19 protein-coding genes and 4 pseudogenes are annotated in these 18,053 nt (G+C 70.6%); 10 read left to right on the top strand and 13 right to left on the bottom strand.

Features of this window, described 5'->3' with window-relative positions; translation table 11 throughout:
- Nucleotides 1–119: pseudogene (locus ACIQWA_RS40095) on the bottom strand (acyl-CoA dehydrogenase); the annotation flags it as partial.
- Between the two features lie 219 nt (nucleotides 120–338).
- Here ACIQWA_RS40095 and ACIQWA_RS40090 point away from each other — a divergent pair.
- A complete protein-coding gene (locus ACIQWA_RS40090; RefSeq protein ID WP_402491923.1) occupies nucleotides 339–1,676 on the top strand; it encodes a UDP-glucose dehydrogenase family protein in 1,338 nt (445 codons plus the stop codon).
- A gap of 50 nt (nucleotides 1,677–1,726) precedes the next feature.
- Nucleotides 1,727–2,140 carry a CoA-binding protein gene (locus ACIQWA_RS40085; RefSeq protein WP_402491920.1) on the top strand — a complete coding sequence of 138 codons (414 nt, stop codon included), beginning with the start codon at nucleotides 1,727–1,729 and terminating at the stop codon, nucleotides 2,138–2,140.
- Nucleotides 2,141–2,150: 10 nt separating this feature from the next.
- Here ACIQWA_RS40085 and ACIQWA_RS40080 read toward each other — a convergent pair whose 3' ends face one another.
- From ACIQWA_RS40080 to ACIQWA_RS40070, 3 genes are read right to left on the bottom strand one after another with little or no spacing between them, the layout of a single operon-like run.
- Entirely contained in the window at nucleotides 2,151–3,413 is a 1,263-nt protein-coding gene (locus ACIQWA_RS40080; protein ID WP_402491917.1) for a dipeptidase, read from the bottom strand.
- A 33-nt stretch (nucleotides 3,414–3,446) separates the two neighbouring features.
- The gene (gene purE, locus ACIQWA_RS40075; RefSeq protein WP_360239646.1) at nucleotides 3,447–3,983 is read right to left on the bottom strand and encodes a 5-(carboxyamino)imidazole ribonucleotide mutase; all 537 of its coding nucleotides are present in this window, start codon (nucleotides 3,981–3,983) and stop codon (nucleotides 3,447–3,449) included.
- Nucleotides 3,980–5,152: a 5-(carboxyamino)imidazole ribonucleotide synthase gene (locus ACIQWA_RS40070; protein WP_402491913.1), complete on the bottom strand. Its 1,173-nt coding sequence runs from the start codon at nucleotides 5,150–5,152 to the stop codon at nucleotides 3,980–3,982. The genes purE and ACIQWA_RS40070 overlap by 4 nt, the downstream gene beginning before the upstream one ends.
- A 344-nt stretch (nucleotides 5,153–5,496) precedes the next feature.
- Here ACIQWA_RS40070 and ACIQWA_RS40065 point away from each other — a divergent pair, with 344 nt between their 5' ends.
- Nucleotides 5,497–5,979 (top strand): GtrA family protein, encoded by a 483-nt coding sequence (locus ACIQWA_RS40065; protein ID WP_360239652.1) that lies wholly within the window; start codon nucleotides 5,497–5,499, stop codon nucleotides 5,977–5,979.
- Nucleotides 5,980–6,123: 144 nt separating this feature from the next.
- Nucleotides 6,124–6,420 (top strand): annotated as a pseudogene (locus ACIQWA_RS40060) (ester cyclase); the annotation flags it as partial.
- Between the two features lie 108 nt (nucleotides 6,421–6,528).
- On the opposite strand, the gene ACIQWA_RS40055 reads toward ACIQWA_RS40060, so the two are convergent.
- The gene (locus ACIQWA_RS40055) at nucleotides 6,529–7,776 is read right to left on the bottom strand and encodes an ATP-binding protein (RefSeq protein WP_360239655.1); all 1,248 of its coding nucleotides are present in this window, start codon (nucleotides 7,774–7,776) and stop codon (nucleotides 6,529–6,531) included.
- A gap of 63 nt (nucleotides 7,777–7,839) precedes the next feature.
- On the bottom strand, nucleotides 7,840–8,514 hold the full coding sequence (locus ACIQWA_RS40050) for a response regulator transcription factor (RefSeq protein ID WP_030290974.1): 675 nt from the start codon (nucleotides 8,512–8,514) through the stop codon (nucleotides 7,840–7,842).
- A gap of 330 nt (nucleotides 8,515–8,844) precedes the next feature.
- Between ACIQWA_RS40050 and ACIQWA_RS40045 the strand changes: the two genes are divergently transcribed.
- Together ACIQWA_RS40045 and ACIQWA_RS40040 are read left to right on the top strand one after the other, a co-directional pair.
- Nucleotides 8,845–10,368 carry an oligopeptide:H+ symporter gene (locus ACIQWA_RS40045; protein ID WP_360239658.1) on the top strand — a complete coding sequence of 508 codons (1,524 nt, stop codon included), beginning with the start codon at nucleotides 8,845–8,847 and terminating at the stop codon, nucleotides 10,366–10,368.
- A gap of 229 nt (nucleotides 10,369–10,597) precedes the next feature.
- Nucleotides 10,598–12,631, top strand: coding sequence for a prolyl oligopeptidase family serine peptidase (locus tag ACIQWA_RS40040; RefSeq protein WP_402491909.1), 2,034 nt, complete (start codon nucleotides 10,598–10,600; stop codon nucleotides 12,629–12,631).
- Between the two features lie 232 nt (nucleotides 12,632–12,863).
- Here the strand turns inward: ACIQWA_RS40040 and ACIQWA_RS40035 are convergent, their stop codons facing one another.
- Together ACIQWA_RS40035 and ACIQWA_RS40030 are read right to left on the bottom strand one after the other, a co-directional pair.
- Nucleotides 12,864–14,042: a methyltransferase domain-containing protein gene (locus ACIQWA_RS40035; protein WP_402491906.1), complete on the bottom strand. Its 1,179-nt coding sequence runs from the start codon at nucleotides 14,040–14,042 to the stop codon at nucleotides 12,864–12,866.
- Nucleotides 14,039–14,188 carry a hypothetical protein gene (locus ACIQWA_RS40030; protein WP_199922064.1) on the bottom strand — a complete coding sequence of 50 codons (150 nt, stop codon included), beginning with the start codon at nucleotides 14,186–14,188 and terminating at the stop codon, nucleotides 14,039–14,041. Before ACIQWA_RS40030 ends, ACIQWA_RS40035 begins: the two co-directional genes overlap by 4 nt.
- A 216-nt stretch (nucleotides 14,189–14,404) precedes the next feature.
- On the opposite strand from ACIQWA_RS40030, the gene ACIQWA_RS40025 reads away from it, so the two are divergent.
- The 4 genes and pseudogenes from ACIQWA_RS40025 to ACIQWA_RS40010 form a co-directional block, all read left to right on the top strand.
- Entirely contained in the window at nucleotides 14,405–14,659 is a 255-nt protein-coding gene (locus ACIQWA_RS40025; RefSeq protein ID WP_402491902.1) for a hypothetical protein, read from the top strand.
- On the top strand, nucleotides 14,631–15,146 hold the full coding sequence (locus tag ACIQWA_RS40020; RefSeq protein ID WP_402491899.1) for a DUF6879 family protein: 516 nt from the start codon (nucleotides 14,631–14,633) through the stop codon (nucleotides 15,144–15,146). Before ACIQWA_RS40025 ends, ACIQWA_RS40020 begins: the two co-directional genes overlap by 29 nt.
- A gap of 14 nt (nucleotides 15,147–15,160) precedes the next feature.
- Complete coding sequence (locus tag ACIQWA_RS40015) at nucleotides 15,161–16,009, top strand: helix-turn-helix domain-containing protein (RefSeq protein WP_402491896.1); 849 nt, start codon at nucleotides 15,161–15,163, stop codon at nucleotides 16,007–16,009.
- A 34-nt stretch (nucleotides 16,010–16,043) separates the two neighbouring features.
- Nucleotides 16,044–16,340 (top strand): annotated as a pseudogene (locus ACIQWA_RS40010) (NUDIX hydrolase); the annotation flags it as partial.
- 27 nt (nucleotides 16,341–16,367) lie between these two features.
- Here the strand turns inward: ACIQWA_RS40010 and ACIQWA_RS40005 are convergent.
- From ACIQWA_RS40005 to ACIQWA_RS39985, 5 genes and pseudogenes are all read right to left on the bottom strand, one after another.
- On the bottom strand, nucleotides 16,368–16,883 hold the full coding sequence (locus ACIQWA_RS40005) for a DUF6879 family protein (protein ID WP_402491893.1): 516 nt from the start codon (nucleotides 16,881–16,883) through the stop codon (nucleotides 16,368–16,370).
- Nucleotides 16,864–17,096, bottom strand: a pseudogene (locus ACIQWA_RS40000) (hypothetical protein). The gene ACIQWA_RS40005 and the pseudogene ACIQWA_RS40000 overlap by 20 nt, the downstream one beginning before the upstream one ends.
- A 176-nt stretch (nucleotides 17,097–17,272) precedes the next feature.
- Nucleotides 17,273–17,404, bottom strand: coding sequence for a hypothetical protein (locus ACIQWA_RS39995; protein ID WP_402491891.1), 132 nt, complete (start codon nucleotides 17,402–17,404; stop codon nucleotides 17,273–17,275).
- Nucleotides 17,392–17,643, bottom strand: a complete 252-nt coding sequence (locus tag ACIQWA_RS39990; RefSeq protein WP_402491888.1) for a hypothetical protein — start codon at nucleotides 17,641–17,643, stop codon at nucleotides 17,392–17,394. Before ACIQWA_RS39990 ends, ACIQWA_RS39995 begins: the two co-directional genes overlap by 13 nt.
- A complete protein-coding gene (locus tag ACIQWA_RS39985) occupies nucleotides 17,640–18,002 on the bottom strand; it encodes an ATP-binding protein (RefSeq protein ID WP_402491885.1) in 363 nt (120 codons plus the stop codon). Before ACIQWA_RS39985 ends, ACIQWA_RS39990 begins: the two co-directional genes overlap by 4 nt.
- Between the last annotated feature and the right edge of the window lie 51 nt (nucleotides 18,003–18,053).

Raw genomic sequence — 18,053 nt, 5'->3', positions numbered from 1 at the left:
TCCGCCGCGAACGGAGCGATCTTCGCCTCGGCCAGCGAACGCACCGCCTCACGGAGCATCTCGTGCTCCTCGGAGATACGGAAGAGATCGAAGTCAGCCGCCCCTGCGCTGCCCGCCATGATGCCTGCCTCGTCGTCCAGTGGCCGACGCAGACCGTTGTCCGATCGGCGTCGGATCCGAGTCGAATCGCGGTTAACTACCGTTCAGTAGAGATCCTAGGGCTCCGACCTGCGGCTGCCTAGCGTCCTCGGCGAGCGGGCGATCGGTACCGACCCGAGCGGGACGGATAGCATCAGGGCACCCGCTACTGGCCGAACCCGCAACTCAAGGGGAACCCCGTGACCCTCCGCATCTCCGTGATCGGCACCGGCTACCTCGGCGCCACGCATGCCGCCGCGATGGCCGAGTTCGGCTTCGAGGTGCTGGGTCTGGACATCGATCCCGAGAAGATCGCGATGCTCACCGCGGGCCGGGTCCCGATGTACGAGCCGGGCCTGTCCGAGCTGCTGCTCAAGCACGTGGCCGGGCACGAGGGCTCGACCGGGCGGCTGCGCTTCACCACCTCCGTCAAGGAGGCCGCGGAGTTCGCGGACGTCCACTTCGTCTGCGTCAACACCCCGCAGCGCAAGGGCGAGTTCGCCGCCGACATGTCGTACGTGGACACCGTGATCGACGAGCTCGCCCCGCACCTGACCCGCCCGGCCCTGGTGGTCGGCAAGTCCACCGTCCCGGTCGGCTCGGCGGCCCGGCTGGCCGAGCGGCTGGCCGCGCTGGCGCCGGTCGGCGCGGACGCCGAACTCGCCTGGAACCCCGAGTTCCTGCGCGAGGGCTTCGCCGTCCAGGACACCCTGCGGCCGGACCGGATCGTGGTGGGCGCCCAGAGCGAGCGGGCCGAGCGGCTGCTGCGCGAGGTGTACGCGGAGCCGATCGCGGCCGGGGTGCCGTTCCTGGTCACCGACTACGCGACCGCCGAGCTGGTGAAGGCTGCCGCCAACTCCTTCCTGGCCACCAAGATCTCCTTCATCAACGCGATGGCCGAGGTCTGCGAGGCGGCCGGCGCGGACGTCACGCTGCTCTCCACCGCGCTCGGGCACGACGAGCGGATCGGCCGCAAGTTCCTCAACTCCGGCCTCGGCTTCGGCGGCGGCTGCCTGCCCAAGGACATCCGCGCCTTCATGGCCCGGGCCGGCGAGCTCGGCGCCGACCAGGCGCTGACCTTCCTGCGCGAGGTCGACTCGATCAACATGCGGCGCCGCTCGCGGATGGTCGAGCTGGCCCGCGAGCAGTGCGGCGGCGGCTTCCTGGGCCGCCGGGTCGCCGTCCTCGGCGCCGCCTTCAAGCCCAACTCGGACGACATCCGGGACTCCCCCGCACTCAACGTGGCCGCCCAGATCCAGCTCCAGGGCGCCCAGGTCACCGTCTACGACCCGAAGGCCGTGGAGAACGCCCGCAAGATGTTCCCCTCCCTGGCCTACGCCGACTCCGCCCTGGAGGCCGCCGAGGGCGCCCACGTCGTCCTCCACCTCACCGAGTGGGCCGAGTTCCGCGAGCTCGACCCGGCCGAGCTCGGCGCCGTGGTCGCCGAGCGCCGGCTGCTCGACGGCCGCAACGTCCTCGACGCCGACGCCTGGCGCGCCGCCGGCTGGACCTACCGCGCCCTGGGCCGCCCCAGCTGACACCTGAGCCGCGCCGGAATCCTCCGGCCGCGGCCGTGGTTGGCACCGGCATGACGAACTACGGCGACGAAGCGACCGTCCGCGAGATCCTCACCGGCACCGGCGACACCTGGGCGGTGGTCGGGCTGTCCAACAACACCGCCCGGGCCGCGTACGGGGTGGCCCGGGTGCTGCAGAAGTACGGCAAGCGGATCGTCCCGGTGCACCCGAAGGCCGAGACCGTCCTCGGCGAGCCCGGGTACGCCTCGCTCGCCGAGATCCCGTTCCCGGTCGACGTGGTGGACGTGTTCGTCAACAGCGCGCTGGCCGGGGAGGTCGCGGACCAGGCGGTGGCGGTCGGGGCGAGGGCGGTCTGGTTCCAGCTCGGGGTGGTCGACGAGGCCGCGTACGAGCGGACCCGGGCCGCGGGGGTCTCGATGGTGATGGACAAGTGCCCGGCCATCGAGATCCCGCTGCTGGACTAAGGCGCCGGGGTCAGCCGTCGAGCTGGGCGATGGTTGCGATGGAGGGACGGCGGCTGGTGCGCAGGGTGGCGGCGACGGACTCGGCGTCGCGCAGGGCGCGGACGGCGTTGTGCCAGGTGAGCTTGGCGAGGTCGGCCTCCGACCAGTGGCGGCCGAGGAGTTCGGCGACCAGGTTGGGGTAGCCGGCCACCGAGTCGAGGCCGTCGGGCAGGAAGGCGGTGCCGTCGAAGTCGCCGCCGATGCCGATGTGGTCGATGCCCGCGACCTCGCGCATGTGGTCGAGGTGGTCGGCGACGGTCGACGGGGTGGCGATCGGGCGCGGGTTGGCGGCCTCGAAGGCGCGCTGGCGCTCCATCGCGGGCGGGGTGGTGTCCAGCGGGTGGAAGCCGTGGGCGCGCATGTTCTCGTCAGCGGCCAGGGTCCACTCGATGGCGGCGGGGAGGATGAACTTCGGGACGAAGGTGGCCATCGCGACGCCGCCGTTGGCGGGCAGCTGGGCCAGCACGTCGTCCGGGATGTTGCGGGGGTGCTCGCAGACCGCGCGCGAGGAGGAGTGCGAGAAGATCACCGGCGCCTCGGTGACCCGCAGGGCGTCCCGCATGGTGTCGGCGGAGACGTGCGAGAGGTCGACCAGCATGCCGAGCCGGTTCATCTCCCGGACGACCTCCTCGCCGAACTTCGTCAGCCCGCCGGCCACCGGCTTGTCGGTCGCGGAGTCGGCCCACGGCACGTTGTCGTTGTGGGTGAGCGTCAGGTAGCGCACGCCGAGCTCGTACAGGGCGCGCAGGGTGGCGAGCGAGCAGTCGATCGAGTGGCCGCCCTCGGCGCCCATCAGCGAGGCGATCCGGCCCTCGGCGCGGGCGGCCTCCATGTCGGCGGCGGTGCGGGCCAGGCGCAGCCGGTCCGGGTAGCGCTCGACCAGGGCGTGGACGAAGTCGACCTGCTCCAGGGTGGCGCTGACGGCGTGGTCGCCGGCCAGCGAGGCGGGCACGTAGACGGACCAGAACTGCGCGCCGACCCCGCCCTCGGCGAGGCGGGCGAGGTCGGTGTGCAGGCGGTCGCTCTGGTCGGCGGCGAGGTCGAGCGCGCCGAGGTCGTACCCGGCCTGCTCGCGCATCGCCCAGGGGAGGTCGTTGTGGCCGTCCACCACGGGGGCGGTGCGCAGCAGGGCGCGGGCGCGGTCCAGGCGCTCCGAAAGGTCGGCGCGCTCCGAAAGGTCCGAGCCGTCCGAGCCGTCCGAGCGGTCCTGGGGGGTGAGGGAGTCCGAAGTCATACCGGCTGTTCTACCCCACCCCCACCGGGGCGCTTACTTGCCGAAGCCGAAGGACGGCGAGCCGGCCACCTTGGCGCGGAGCTTCTTGCCCTTCTCGGTGGCCTGGCTGTTCAGCTCGGCCTGGAACTCGGCCATCCGCTCGGTGAGTTCCGGGTCGAAGGCGGCGAGCATCCGCACCGCGAGCAGGCCCGCGTTGCGCGCGCCGGCCACCGAGACGGTCGCCACCGGCACGCCGGCCGGCATCTGGACGATCGACAGCAGGCTGTCCATGCCGTCCAGGTAGCGCAGCGGCACCGGCACGCCGATGACCGGCAGCGGGGTGACGGAGGCCAGCATGCCCGGCAGGTGGGCCGCGCCGCCGGCACCGGCGATGATCGCCTTGAGGCCGCGCCGGTGGGCCTGCTCGCCGTAGGCGACCATCTCGCGGGGCATCCGGTGGGCGGAGACGACGTCCACCTCGTACGGGATCTCGAACTCGTCCAGGGCCTGGGCGGCGGCCTCCATGACCGGCCAGTCGGAGTCCGAGCCCATCACGATGCCGACGACGGGGCTCGTAGCGGTGGAGGTCATTCGGTGATCGTTCCTCGCAGGTAGGCGGCCGCGTGGCGGGCGCGCTCGCGGACGTCGTCGAGGTCGTCCCCGAAGACGTTGACGTGGCCGACCTTGCGGCCGGGCTTCACGTCCTTCCCGTACATGTGGATCCGCAGCCCGGGGTCGCGGGCCATGCAGTGCAGGAAGGCGTGGTACATGTCCGGGTACTCGCCGCCGAGGACGTTGACCATGACGGTCCACTTGGCGCGCGGCCGGGGGTCGCCGAGCGGGAGGTCGAGGACGGCCCGCAGGTGGTTCTCGAACTGCGAGGTGGCCGCGCCGTCCTGGGTCCAGTGCCCGGAGTTGTGGGGGCGCATGGCCAGCTCGTTGACCAGGATCCGGCCGTCCCGGGTCTGGAACAGCTCGACGGCGAGGTGGCCGACGATGCCGAGGTCGCCGGCGATCCGTAGGGCGAGCTGCTGGGCCTCGTCGGACAGGGCGGGGTCGAGGTCCGGCGCGGGGGCGGTGACCTCGGCGCAGACGCCGTTCTCCTGGACGCTCTCGACGACCGGATAGGCGACGGCCTGGCCGCTGGGCGAGCGGACCACGTTGGCGGCCAGCTCGCGGACGAAGTCGACCTTCTCCTCGGCCAGCACGGGGACGCCGGCCAGGAACGGCGCCTGGGCCTCCTGCTCGTCGTCGACGACCCAGACGCCCTTGCCGTCGTAGCCGCCGCGGACGGTCTTGAGCACCACGGGGTACCCGCCCGCCCGTCGCCCGCCCCCACCCTCGGCCGACAGGGCTTCGCCCCGGCCCGCCTTGAGCTCGTTCGCGAAGGCGGTGACGTCGGCCGGGTCGGCGACGATCCGGTGCCGGGGGCAGGGCACCCCGATGGAGTCGAGCTTGGCCCGCATCACGCCCTTGTCCTGGGCGTTGACCAGCGCCTCCGGGCCGGGGCGGACGGCGATGCCGTCGGCCTCCAGGGCCCGCAGGTGCTCGGTGGGGACGTGCTCGTGGTCGAAGGTGATCACGTCGCACCCGGCCGCGAAGCGGCGCAGGGTGTCGAGGTCCCGGTAGTCACCGAGGACGACGTCGGAGACCACCTGTGCGGCGGAGTCCTGGGGGGTGTCGGCGAGGAGCTTGAACCTGACCCCGAGCGGGATGCCCGCCTGGTGTGCCATGCGGGCCAGCTGCCCGCCACCGATCATGCCCACCACTGGAAAATTCACATTGCCCGGGGAAGTCACCTCGCCAGGATATCCGGGCCGGTGGGGGGCCATGGAGCCGCGGTGGGGGTGTGAGTAGTGGACGCGCGTAGATGTCAACCCCTCCCCCGGACGGCTGAGCCGTTCGGTGGAAGCGGGTAGCCTGGACGGCTAGGTCCTCGTCCGCGCGGTCGGATCATGTGCGTGCACGCAGGGCTCAAGGGGTGTCCCCGGCCCAGTGGGACGCCCTTTTCCCCGCAGGTACATGGAGGCCACCCGGTATGGCGACGACCACAGCTTCGAACCCCTCACTCATGCAGAGGGTGCGTGGGATCAGGGGCGAGGTCGTGAAGTTCGGCATCGTCGGCCTGAGCGGGGTCGTGGTCAACTTCGCCGTCTTCTGGGTCTGCAACATCGGCCTGGGCATCGCCTCGCTGCGGTCCAACATCGCCGCGACGGTGATCGCGATCGCCACCAACTACCTCGGCTACCGCTACTGGCTGTACCGGGACCGCGACGCCGCCTCGCGCAAGCGGGAGATCACCCTCTTCCTGGTGTTCAGCGGCTTCGGCATGCTGATCGAGACCGGTGTGCTCGGCTTCTCCCAGTACATCCTGGGCCTGGACTCGAACTTCGAGAAGATGGGCGCCAAGGTCGTCGGCCTCGCCATCGCGACGGTGTTCCGCTTCGTCTCGTACCGCACCTGGGTCTTCAAGGCGCTGCCCGAGCCGGTCCAGCCGACCACCGAGGGCGCCAGCGGCCAGGAGCTGGCCGCCCAGGCCGAGCTGATGCTGGCCGCCGAGCAGATCCGCTACGCCAAGGCCGAATAGCCGAGTAGCCGGGCAGGCACCCCACTCCCCCTCCCCTTGCCGGGTCCGCTTGCCGGGCCCGCCCCCGCGAGAGGACAGTGGTTACCGAGGGCGAGTACGGCCGGCGGACGATCGAGAGGCCGAGGGGGTCCCAGGAGGCTCGCCATGGCGTTCGTCCAGATCATCGACTGCAAGACCGACCGGCTCGACGACCTCAACCGGCTCATGGACACCTGGGTCGAGGCCTCCCAGGGCCGGCGGACCGCCTCGCACGCGGTCGTCGGCACCGACCGCTCGGATGCCCGCCACGTGGTGGAGATCGTGGAGTTCCCCTCCTACGAGGAGGCGATGCGCAACTCGAAGCTCCCCGAGACGGACCGGATCTTCCGCGAGATGGTGGCGCTCTGCGATGCGCCGCCCACCTTCACCGACCTGGACGTGGTCCGCGACGTCCGGCTCGACGGGGCCCACTGACCCCGCCCGGCGCTCGCACCCCGCCCGGTCCCCGTGCGCCTGCCCGGCTCAGTCCTCGTGCGCCTGCCCCGCCCGGTCCCCGTGCCCCTGCCCCGCTCAGTCCTCGTGGCTGCGCCCGAGGAACAGCGCGAACACCGGGGGCTTCAACGAGAGCAGCTCCAGCCGCCCGCCGTCCGCCTCCGCGAGGTCGCGGGCGACGGCCAGGCCGATGCCGGTGGAGTTGCGGCCGCTGACCGCCCGCTCGAACACCCGGTTGCCGAGGTCGGCCGGCACTCCGGCGCCCTGGTCCTGCACCTCGACCACCACCGAGGTGCCGGAGGGCCGCACCCGCAGGGTGATCGTCCCGGCGCCGTGCATCAGTGAGTTCTCGATCAGGGTGGCGAGCACCTGGGCGACCGTCCCCGGGGTGCCGACCGCGGTGACCCCGTGCAGGCCCTCCAGGGACAGCACCCGGCCCTGCTCGCGCAGCGTCGGGCCCCACTCCTCCACCTGCTGCTTGATCACCTCGTCCAGGTCGAAGGCGACGGCGGTGGGGCTGCGCGGGTCGCGCTGGGTGGTGAGCAGCCGCTGGACCACGTCGGTGAGCCGTTCGACCTGCTGGAGGGCGATGGTCGCCTCCTCCTTGACGGTCTCCGGCTCCTCGGCGAGGGCGGTGATCTCCTCCAGCCGCATCGACAGCGCGGTGAGCGGGGTGCGCAGCTGGTGCGAGGCGTCGGCGGCGAGCCGGCGTTCGGCGGTGAGCATCCGGGCGATCCGCTCGGCGCTGGTGTCCAACACCTCGGCGATCCGGTCGAGTTCGGGCACCCCGTACCGGCGGTTGCGCGGGCGCGGGTCGCCGGAGCCGAGCCGTTCGGCGGTCTCGGCGAGGTCGGTGAGCGGCCGGGCGAGGCGCTTGGCCTGCCAGACGGCGAGCGCGACGGCGGCCTGGACGGCCAGCAGGGCGACCACGCCGAGCAGCAGCAGGTTGTTGGCGATGTCGTGGTCGACGTCCTCGCGGGACTGCTCGACGGTGACGATCTCGCCGCTGGTGCCGTGTTCGGCGGCCCGCAGCAGGTGGTTCCCGGCGGGCGGGCGGCCGGCCGAGAGCACCTGCTGGCCCGGGATCTGCACCTCGACGTAGCTGCCCTCGGTGACCTGGCTCTCGAAGACCCGCCCCTCCTTGACCGACTCACCCGCGGCGAGCCGGCTCTCGACCAGGGCGAGCACCCGGACGGCGGTCGCGTCCACCCGGTCCTGGGCCGCGTCGACGATGCTGCGCTTCTCGACCAGGGCGAGCGGCACGCAGAACACCACGACGACCACCAGGACGACGACCAGCAGCGAGTTGATCATCCTGCGTTTCACGCTGCTGCTCCCCGAGGTGTTCCACTGCACCGGCCGCCAACCGGCCACGATCTCCGTACGCGGCTAATTCTTCTCGAACCGGAAGCCGACCCCGCGCACGGTGGCGATGTAGCGCGGGTTGGCCGCGTCGTCGCCGAGCTTCTTGCGGAGCCAGGAGATGTGCATGTCCAGGGTCTTGGTCGAGGTCCACCAGGTGGTGTCCCAGACCTGCCGCATGATCTCCTCGCGGGTGACCACCCGGCCGGCGTCGCGGACCAGGACGCGCAGCAGCTCGAACTCCTTGGCGGAGAGGGTCAGCTCCTCCTCGCCGAGCCAGGCGCGGTGGGACTCGATGTCGATCTTCACCCCGTGCGCGCCGGTGGTGAGCTGGTCGACGTTGCCGCGCCGGAGCAGGGCCCGGACGCGGGCGAGCAGCTCGGCCAGGCGGAAGGGCTTGGTCACGTAGTCGTCGGCGCCGGCGTCCAGGCCGACCACGGTGTCCACTTCGTCGGCGCGGGCGGTCAGCACCAGGACGGGGCAGCTCTTGCCGTCGGCGCGCAGGCGGCGGCAGACCTCGAGGCCGTCCATCTCGGGCAGGCCGAGGTCGAGGACGACGAGGTCGACCTCCTCGGTGAGGCCGGCGGCGAGTGCGGTCGGCCCGTCCTCGCGGACGAGCACCTCATAGCCCTCGCGTCGCAGGGCCCGGGCGAGAGGTTCGGAGATCGCCGGATCGTCCTCGGCGAGCAGCACACAGGTCATGTGGTGATGGTAGTCGTCTCGCGTATGCCCGTACCCCCTGTGAGGTAGTTCACAGAGCGTGATCGTTATAGAAGGGCCCTTCGGAGGCCAATAGGGCGCTGCCGACCGGCCGTTCGGCGAAGAATCCCCGATTGGATCTTTGAACCGAAGGAAGACACGCCCGCCTACCATGGATCAATCGGGCAGATCTGTTGCCAACTTTGTTATTAAGCAGAGTGATTCGCGATGTTTGTCATCTGATAACGCCAAATATCGCCACGTAGAGTGGTTCAGGTCCACGTCCGCCGCCACCCCCCTAGGCGGACGCTGTCAGGCAAGGAACGACTACACATGGCGTCTACCACCCGGGCCGCCGACCTCGCGTCGGCCTCCCCCAGCGGCAAGACCTTCCTCGGGCACCCCCGAGGTCTCGCCACGCTGTTCATGACCGAGATGTGGGAGCGCTTCTCCTACTACGGCATGCGCGCCCTGCTGATCTACTACCTGGTCTCCGGCGGTGCCGACGCGGCAGCCGGCAGCCAGGGCGGCGGCCTCGCGATGAAGGCGACGATGGCCACGGCCATCTACTCCGTCTACGTCTCCATGGTCTACCTCATGGCGTACCCGGGCGGCTGGTTCGGCGACCGGGTCTGGGGCGCCCGCAAGACCGTCACCGTCGCCGGTTTCGTGATCATGGCGGGCCACCTCGCGCTGGCCGTTCCGGGCCAGGCGGCGTTCTTCGTCGGCCTGCTCCTGGTCGCGGTCGGCTCCGGGCTGCTCAAGGCCAACATCTCCACGATGGTCGGCCACCTGTACGACGGCCCCGAGGACCCGCGCCGCGACGGTGGTTTCACCGTCTTCTACATGAGCATCAACCTCGGCGCCTTCGCCGCCCCGTTCATCATCGGAACGGTCGGCAAGGAGTACAACTGGCACCTGGGCTTCGCGCTGGCCGCGGTCGGCATGGGCCTCGGCCTGACCCAGTTCCTCATGGGCACCCGCCACCTGAGCCCGAAGAGCAGCGTCGTCCCCAACCCGCTGCAGGGCGCGGAGCGCAAGAGCCTGCTGATGAAGGCCGGCGCCGTGATCCTCGCGGGCGTCGTCTTCTACGCCGCCGTCATCGCGCTCGGTGTCTACACCCTGAACTGGGCGCTCGTCCCGCTGACCATCGCCGGTCTGGCCATCCCGGTCGTCGTACTGGTCCGGATCAAGCGCGACAAGCAGCTGGACGCCGGCGAGCAGTCCAAGATGACCGCCTACATCTGGTTCTTCGTCGCGGCCGCCGCGTTCTGGATGATCTACGACCAGGGCGGGTCCACCCTGTCCCTGTTCGCGGACAAGAACACCGCGGACTCGGTCCTCGGCTTCGGCTTCTCGTCCACCTGGTACCAGTCGCTGAACCCGCTGTTCGTGATGGCGCTCGCGCCGGTCTTCGCCTGGCTGTGGCTGTGGCTGGCCCGCCGCAACAAGGAGCCCAACACCATCACGAAGTTCGCGATGGGCCTGGTCCTGATCGGCGCCTCGTTCTTCATCTTCATCGTCCCGATGCACATGGCCGGCGACGGCACCAAGGTCTCCCCGATGTGGCTGGTCTCGATCTACATGATCCAGACCATCGGCGAGCTGTGCCTCTCCCCGGTCGGCCTCTCGGTCACCACCAAGATGGCGCCGCAGAAGTACGCCTCCCAGATGATGGGCGTCTGGTTCCTCGCCGTCACCGCCGGTGACTGCACCACCAGCCTCCTGTCGCTGGCCGGCGTCAACCTGGACGGCACCGGCATCATCGCGATGCAGGCCGCCCTCGCCTGCCTCGCGGGCTTCGCGGTCTACAGCTACCGCAAGCGCGTCCAGTCGCTCATGGGCGGCGTGCACTGACGCCGCTCCGATGAGGCCGGGCCCTTGAGGCCCCGGGGCCGCCGTGGATTCCTGAGATCCGCGGCGGCCCCGGTCGTTTCTCCTGCCTCGACGGGGTCGGTAGTTGCCTCGACGGAGTCGGGGGTTCCCTCGACGGAGTCGATGGTTGCCCCGACGGGGTCGGTAATTGCCTCGGTGGGGCCGGTAATTGCCTCGACGGGGCCGGGCCGGGTGTGCCTATGGTCCCGGCATGACGACTCTCCCCGGCCCGGCGGCCGACTCGCTGCCCCGCCAGCTGGCCCGCACCCAGTGCTTCACCCTGGGCGTCCCGACCCGACCGGAGCCCTCCGCCGACGGCTCGACGGTGCTGTTCCTGCGCAGCTGGACCGGCACCGACCCGGTCACCTGCCTCTGGGCCCTGGACACCGCGACCGGCGAGGAGCGGCTGGTCATCGACCCGACCGCGCTCAGCAGCACCAGCGGCATCGCCTCGTACAGCACCGACGCCACCGGCCGGTACGCCGCCTTCGCGCTGGACGGCACGCTGTGGCTGGCCGACACCACCACGGGTTCGGCCCGCCCGATCGCCACCGCCCGTGAGCCGCGGGAGGTCCGGCTGGACCCGACCGGCCGCCGGATCGCCTACGTCAGCGGCGGCGCCCTGCGGACGGTCGCCGCGGACGGCACGGACGACCGCGCAGTGGCGGAGCCCGAGGCCGAGGACGTCACGTACGGCCTCGCCGAGTACGTCGCCGCCGGGGAGATGGACCGCGACCGCGGGTACTGGTGGTCCCCCGACGGCACCGCGCTGCTGGTCGCCCGGGTCGACGAACGTGCCGTCGCCCGGTGGTTCCTGGCCGACCCCACCGAGCCGGGACACCCCCCGCGTGCCGTCCGCTACCCGCTGGCCGGCACCGCCAACGCCGAGGTCACCCTCTGGCTGCTCGGCCTCGACGGCCGCCGCACCCGTACGGAAGTCCGCTGGGACCGCGCCGCCTTCGAGTACGTGACCGCCGCCGGCTGGGACGACCACGGGCCGTACGCCGCCGTGCAGAGCCGCGACCAGCGCTCCGTACGGACGTTGGCGATCGAGGCGGACGGCGCGACCCGGGTGCTCGCCGAACGGACCGACCCGCACTGGGTGGAGCTGCTCCCCGGCCTGCCGGTGCGGACGGCGGACGGGGCGCTGGTCGACACCGCCGACGAGGGCGACACCCGGCACCTGACCGTCGACGGCGCACCGGTCACCCCGGGCGGGCTGCAACTGCGGGCCGTGCTCGGGACGGAGGGCGAGCGGGTGCTGTTCACCGCCTCCGAGGAGCCGACCGAGACCCACCTGTGGGCCTACGAACCCGGCTCCGGCATACGGCAGTTGAGCAGCGGACCGGGCGTCCACGGCGGCACCGAGCGGGGCGGCACGCTGGTCCTCACCACGGGCACCCGCGCAACCGTTCTCCGGCCGGGTGGACCGGCCCACCCGCTCACCTCGTACGCCGAGCAGCCCGTCGTCACCGCCCGGCCCGAGTTGCTCCGCCTCGGCCCGCGCGAACTGCGCGCCCACCTCTTCCTGCCCACCGACCACCGGCCGGGCGACGGGCCGCTGCCCGTACTGCTCGACCCGTACGCGGGGCCGGCCATGCAGAAGGTCACCACCGGCGGCGCCTGGTACGAGCAGGTCTCCCAGTGGTTCGCCGACCAGGGCTTCGCGGTGCTGGTGGTGGACGGCCGAGGCACCCCGGGGCGCGGGCCGCGCTGGGACAAGGCGGTCTGGGGCGACAAGGCCGGGCCGGCGCTGGAGGACCAGATCGAGGGCCTGCACGAGGCCGCCCGGCTGCGGCCGGGGCTGCTCGATCTGCACCGGGTCGCCATCCGTGGCTGGTCCTACGGCGGCTTCCTCGCCGCCCTGGCGGTGCTGCGCCGCCCGGACGTCTTCCACGCCGCCTCCGCCGGGGCCGCGCCGACCGACCACCGGCTGTACGACACCCACTGGCAGGAGAAGTTCCTCGGCCACCCCGACGAGCACCCCGAGCACTACGACTCCTGCGACCTCGTCAACGAGGCGCCGAAGCTGAGCCGCCCCCTTCTGCTGATTCAGGGCCTGGCGGATGACAACGTCTTCCCCGTCCACACCCTGCGGCTCTCCGCCGCCCTGCTCGCCGCCGGCCGCCCGCACGAGGTCCTGCCGTTGTGTGGTACCGGACACCGGCCGACCGACGAGGCGGTGGCGGAGAACCTGCTACTGCACGAACTGGACTTCCTGCGCCGGTCGTTGGGCGAGAAGTGAGCGACGACGCCCACGCCACCGAGCGCCGGAGCCTGGTCACTGGCGCTTAGAAAGCTCCTGTCCGGCACAGGAAGTCGGCTGAGCCGACTTCCTGTGCCGGACAGGACTGGGCGAGCGGCCGACCGAGGGTCAGCACGACTGACGCCTGATCAGTTGCCGGTGTGATTCCTGTACTCCCTCGGGGAGTTCGCCCGCCCAACCAGCACGGCCGAACTTCTCGGCTCCGGCGCGGTCAGCCTCGGAGTGGGACCGGGTTCTCCGGGGAGTCGAGCCACACGGTGTGGCCTTCGGGGCCGACCGTAAGACCGAACCGGTTCAAGCCGGGGCGGCCCTGGTCGTCCCACCAGCGCCAGGCGGCCTCCACCTCGTCCCAGAGGTTGCGCGGACCGGACTGGTACACCTCGTACTCGGTGCAGCCCCGCTGGTAGTCGACGGAGGCCCAGGATTGGGTGTCCCGGCTGTAGAGCCAGAGCGTGTAGGCACCGTCGTCGTAGCGCTCCGCCCGCCAGAACGCGCCGGGGACGGCCACACCGATGACGAACTGCTCGAACCACCCGCCGGTGTCGGGAGGGGACAGCTCGGTGCTGCTTCTCACCGCATCGGCCGGCCACGGCTTCCCGTGCAGGTAGTCCTCGAACGGCGGCCGGTCGGTGCGCTGTTGGCGCAGCCGCATGAACGCCGAGCTCCGGGTGAACCGGCCGCTCGCGCTGGTGCCGTCGGCGTCGACGGTCAGCCGGACGATCTGCTCGCCGCCGTACTCGGTGCCGAACGGCGCCACGATGATCCCGCCGGGCGCGGACTGGGCCAGCCACGCGCGGGGGATCTCCAGCAGCGAGCAGGTGGCGATGATCCGGTCGTAGGGAGCGCCGTCCGGCCAACCGTGCCGTCCGTCGCCCTCGACGACGGTCGGCGCGAGTCCGGCCAGGTCCAGGTTCGCGCGGGCGCCTCGGGCGACGTCAGGGTCGTACTCGACGGTCACCACGTTGGGGCTGCCCAGGCGGTGGGCCAGCAGGCCCGCGTTCCAGCCGGTGCCGGCGCCGACCTCCAGCACCCGGTCGCCGGGGCGTACGTCGAGGTCCTGGAGCATCGAGAACACCATGGTGGGCATGGAGTTGGACGAGGTCGGGGTCGTGCCGAGTCCGTCCCCTTCGTGGTCCCCGTCGTCCCACTGTGTGGTCAGCGGGATGTCGGAGTAGACCGCCCGCCGCCACCCCTCCGGGTCCTGCGACCGGTACACCACGGAGTTCTGCCGGGTGCCGTCCGCGATGCCCGGCCAGATGCGGTCCGGGACGAACAGCTCGCGGGGTACGGCCTTGAAGGAGGGAAGCCAGTCCGAGCTGAGCGCGCCGCCGGCCACCAGCGCGGAGGCGAGCCCCTGTGGGCCCGCCTCCTTGTGCGTCCCGCTGGTCACTTGCCGCTGCCGCCCGCCGGGGAGGAGCCGTCCGAGGTGTTGCCACCCTCGTCGGACCCACCGCCGCCGTGCCCGGCGCCCTTGTTGCTGTCGTCCTGCTGCCCGCCGCCCTTGCCGTCGCCGGACCCGCCGCCGCGCTTGCCCATGTTCTTCCCCTTCCGCTGTCGGTCCGGCCGAGGTGAATCCCTCTGCCATCTGCCTCACCGGCACAGGCGACATTACGGAGGGTGAGATGTCGGCCTCTACGAACTTGCATGGGCTTGCACGCCAATTACTGTGCCAGATAGTTGTATTGACTACATGTCTGCTGGCTGGACAAGCTTGTGCAAGCCCGAGCAAGCACCTAGACCAGGGAGCCGGCCATGGCCGTGGAGTTCGTTGGCATCGACCCCAACACCGACCGGGACCACTGCCCCACCGTGTGGGTTGACCCGGAGGCCCGGGAGATCCTCTTCCAGGGGTGGAACCCGCGCCCCCAGACTCAGGCGGAATGCGAAGGGAGCAGCCCCGCAAACGGCCCGGTACCCGCCGATGAGTCCATCGTCAGGCTTCCCGCCCGGATGGTGCCCATGATCAGGGAGGCGTGTGATGTCATCGAGCGTGCCCAACTTCGCTGAACTCCTTGAGCAATGCCGGCGGTCCGCCGTCCATCTGGAACTGCGAGACTCCTACGCCCCGACGGAGCGGTTCGAGGCGTGGCAGCGCGGTGAGCGGATCAACTGGGAGGACCGCGCGTCCTGGTGGCATCCCTATGACCAGCTGATCACGGACACCGTGGCCCGGGGCGTGGTCATCCGTCGGGCTCGGGTCGTATCCGAGCCCGTGTCCGAGTACATCCGGTGGGAGCACTACGTCACCCACGCCAACATCACGGCAGGCGAGGACGTCCGCTGGCTGCCACGGCGGCGCGCCACGAGCATCCCCCTGCCGGGAAACGACTTCTGGCTGTTCGATGGCGCACTGCTTCGGGTTCACCACTTCTCCGGCGACGGCGCGGTGGTCGAGGACGAGATCACCGCAGACCCGAAGACCGTGGAGCTTTGCGCCTCCGCGTTCGAAGCAGTCTGGGAGCGGGCAGTCCCGCATCACCGGTACGAAATCTGACGAAGGCCAGCTCCATGCCCGTACACCCCTCTCCAGCCATTCAGAAGGCCCGCGAAGCCGTCGCAGGTCGACTGGGCGAGATTCGGAGGGACGCGGGGATCAGCGGGCGGGAGCTGGCCGTCAGGTGCGGCTGGTCGGAATCGAAGTCTTCCCGGATCGAGAACGCCAGGACGCCTCCTTCCGACGCCGATATCAGGGCCTGGTGCCGAGCCTGTGACGCCGACAGTGAAGCCCCTGACCTGATTGCCGCCAACCGGCAGTCCGCCGATGCTCATGTGCAGTGGCGACAACTCCAGCGAAGTGGGCTCCGCAAGCTGCAGGAGTCCACCGGAGACCTGTACCGACAGACCAGGATGTTCCGAATCTACGTCTCCGACGTGATCCCCGGATTCCTCCAGACACCGAGATATGCCGCCGCCCTGCTGTCGTCCATCGCCGACTTCCGGGGAACCCCGAACGACGTGAGCGACGCCGTGGCGGCCCGCATGAAGCGCAACGCGGTGCTGAGCCATGGCGCTCACCGGTTCTCGTTCGTCCTGGAGGAGTCCGTACTGCGGTACCGCGTGTGCAGTGCCGAGACCATGGCGGCACAACTGGGCCACCTACTCGGAGTCATGGATCTTCCGAACGTCGCCGTCGGCATCATCCCGTTCGCGGCCCAACGGACCGTCTGGCCCATGCCGACCTTCACGATCTTCGATGACACCAGGGTCCACGCCGACACACTGGATACTGCCTCGACGCTCACGGAGCCCAGCCAGGTCGATCTGTATGCCCGCGCCTTCGATCGACTTTCCCAGCGGGCAGCGCGAGGCGCCGCAGCACGTTCCCTTGTTGCGGGCGCTTTGGCCTACCTGGGTTGATACTTCGCTACCGAGCAAGGAGAGCTGATCACGTGGCACGGCCACCTGGGAGGTCCGCGAGGAGACCGGCCTCGACGTCGAGATCACCGGGCTCGTCGGCACGTACACCGACCCCCGACATGTGATCGCCTGCTCGGACGGAGAAGTCCGGCAGCAGTTCAACGTCTGCTTCACCGCCCGCATCACGGGCGGGGAACTGCGGATCTCTGACGAGTCCACCGACCTCCAGTTCGTTGCTCCGAGCGACATCGAGGGGTTGCCGATGCACCACACCCAGCGTCTCCGGCTTCAACACTTCCTGGAGCGCGGGGCTGTCCCGCTTCTCGGCTGACGCAACGCCGATCCATGGCACGGGCGGTCAGACGGAGTACTGCTCGTGCGGAGTTGCCCGCGCCCAGACTGCCTCAAAGGCGGAGCTGACCAGGTCTACGATGGACTGGTCCGTCCGCCACTCCCTTTCCACGACCTCCCCGATTCCGGAGAAGTACGTGAACAGCACGGCCGACCCGTCGAACATCCATAGATCCGTTCCGGGCAACGCGATGTTGGCAGCCCTCCGCCGGGGCAACCAGCGGACCAGCTCACCCGCCGCGACGTTGGCGAACGTGAGGTCGTGCTCATACCGAATGTAGTCCGTCACCGGCTCCGAGACGATCCGAGCCCGCCGCATAACCACACCTCGCCCGGTCGTCTCGGCCACCAGCTCAGCCCAAGACCACCACCAACCAGGGAGTTTGGCCGGATCATTGTCGTACCGATGGCCGACACGCCAGCGAGCGAACTCCGGATCATCCGGCGTGTAGCTGTCGCGCATCTCCAGATGCACGGCGGAGCGCTGGGCCCCGGCCAGGCCCTCACGTACGGGGTACTTCACTGGTTCCGTCCTCCGGTCGCGGAATGAACTGCCGCATCACGGCCGGGAGTCGGATGATCGTCTCGTGATCCGGAACATCCGTGCTGTGCTCGGGGATCGACCCGACCTCCTGGCACGCCCTCACCTCGTCTTCCTAGGCTCCTCGTCCAGCCAGATCGCCGGCGAGCCGTCAACGGGAGTGTTCGGAATGATCCCCAGGAAACGCAACCTCATGATCTCTCCCTGTGTTGACCTGATTGCGCTCGGTTGCACGACTATCAACCCACCAGCCAACCAGCGCAAGAGCGCGTGGGGCGAAGGCGCAGAGCCTCCCCCGCAACCAACCACGGCAGCACACAACGGCGCCCGCGAGGCCCGCGCCCTGGGTGGGCGAGGGCCTTCGCGTTGGTTCAGGGCTGGTCGTCGCGGTTCTCGGGGCGGGGCATCTTGAGGGTGGCGAGGACGCCGAGGGCGACGGTGGCGATCGCGAGGGCGAGCAGGGCGATCAGGATCGCGCCGACGAAGAACTTCACCGGTGCCACGCCTGGTCGCGCTCCAGGTCGCGGAGGAGGTGGAGGAGGTTGAGGAGGGTGCTGACCGGGGCGTTGCCGAAGTCGATCAGGATGCGACCGTCGAGGGTGGTCTCGCCGGGGGCGGCGGAGCCCCAGAGGAGGCCGTGCGGGAGGCCGCGGCGGTGCAACTCGCCGAGGAGGGTGGTGATCTGGGGTTCGGTGTAGTCGCGCATCCGAGGGTCGTCGGGGGCGACGGGGTGGCGGGTCACGAGGCAGCGTCCAGCTCGTACCAGGTGGTCTTGCCGTACTTCTGGGGGTCGACGCCCCAGCGGTGGGTGAGGCCCTCGACGAGCTGGAGGCCCCGGCCGGTCTCGGCGAGGCCGGCGGGGCTGCGGGGCTGGGGGAGGGCGTCGCTCTCGTCGGCGACGGAGACGTGGAGGGTGCTGCCGAGGAGGGAGAACCAGACGACGGGCGCGGGGGTGCCGCCGTGCCGCCAGGCGTTGGAGATGAGCTCGGCGAGGGCGAGTTCGGCGTCGTGGATGGCGTCGGCGTCCCAACCGCTACGGGCCAGGGCGTCCCGCAGGGCTTGGCGGGCGAGCGCGAGCGAGGGGGTGTTACGGGTACACACGGGAACCTCCGTGAGGCTGTGGTGTGGGGAGAGGAGAGGTGATGACGGCGG

It is taken from the genome of Kitasatospora sp. NPDC098652 (assembly GCF_044760155.1).
Taxonomy (GTDB): Bacteria; Actinomycetota; Actinomycetes; order Streptomycetales; family Streptomycetaceae; genus Kitasatospora.
The sequence above is the reverse complement of the archived record's forward strand: the minus strand, read 5'-3'. Positions and strand labels throughout refer to the sequence as shown.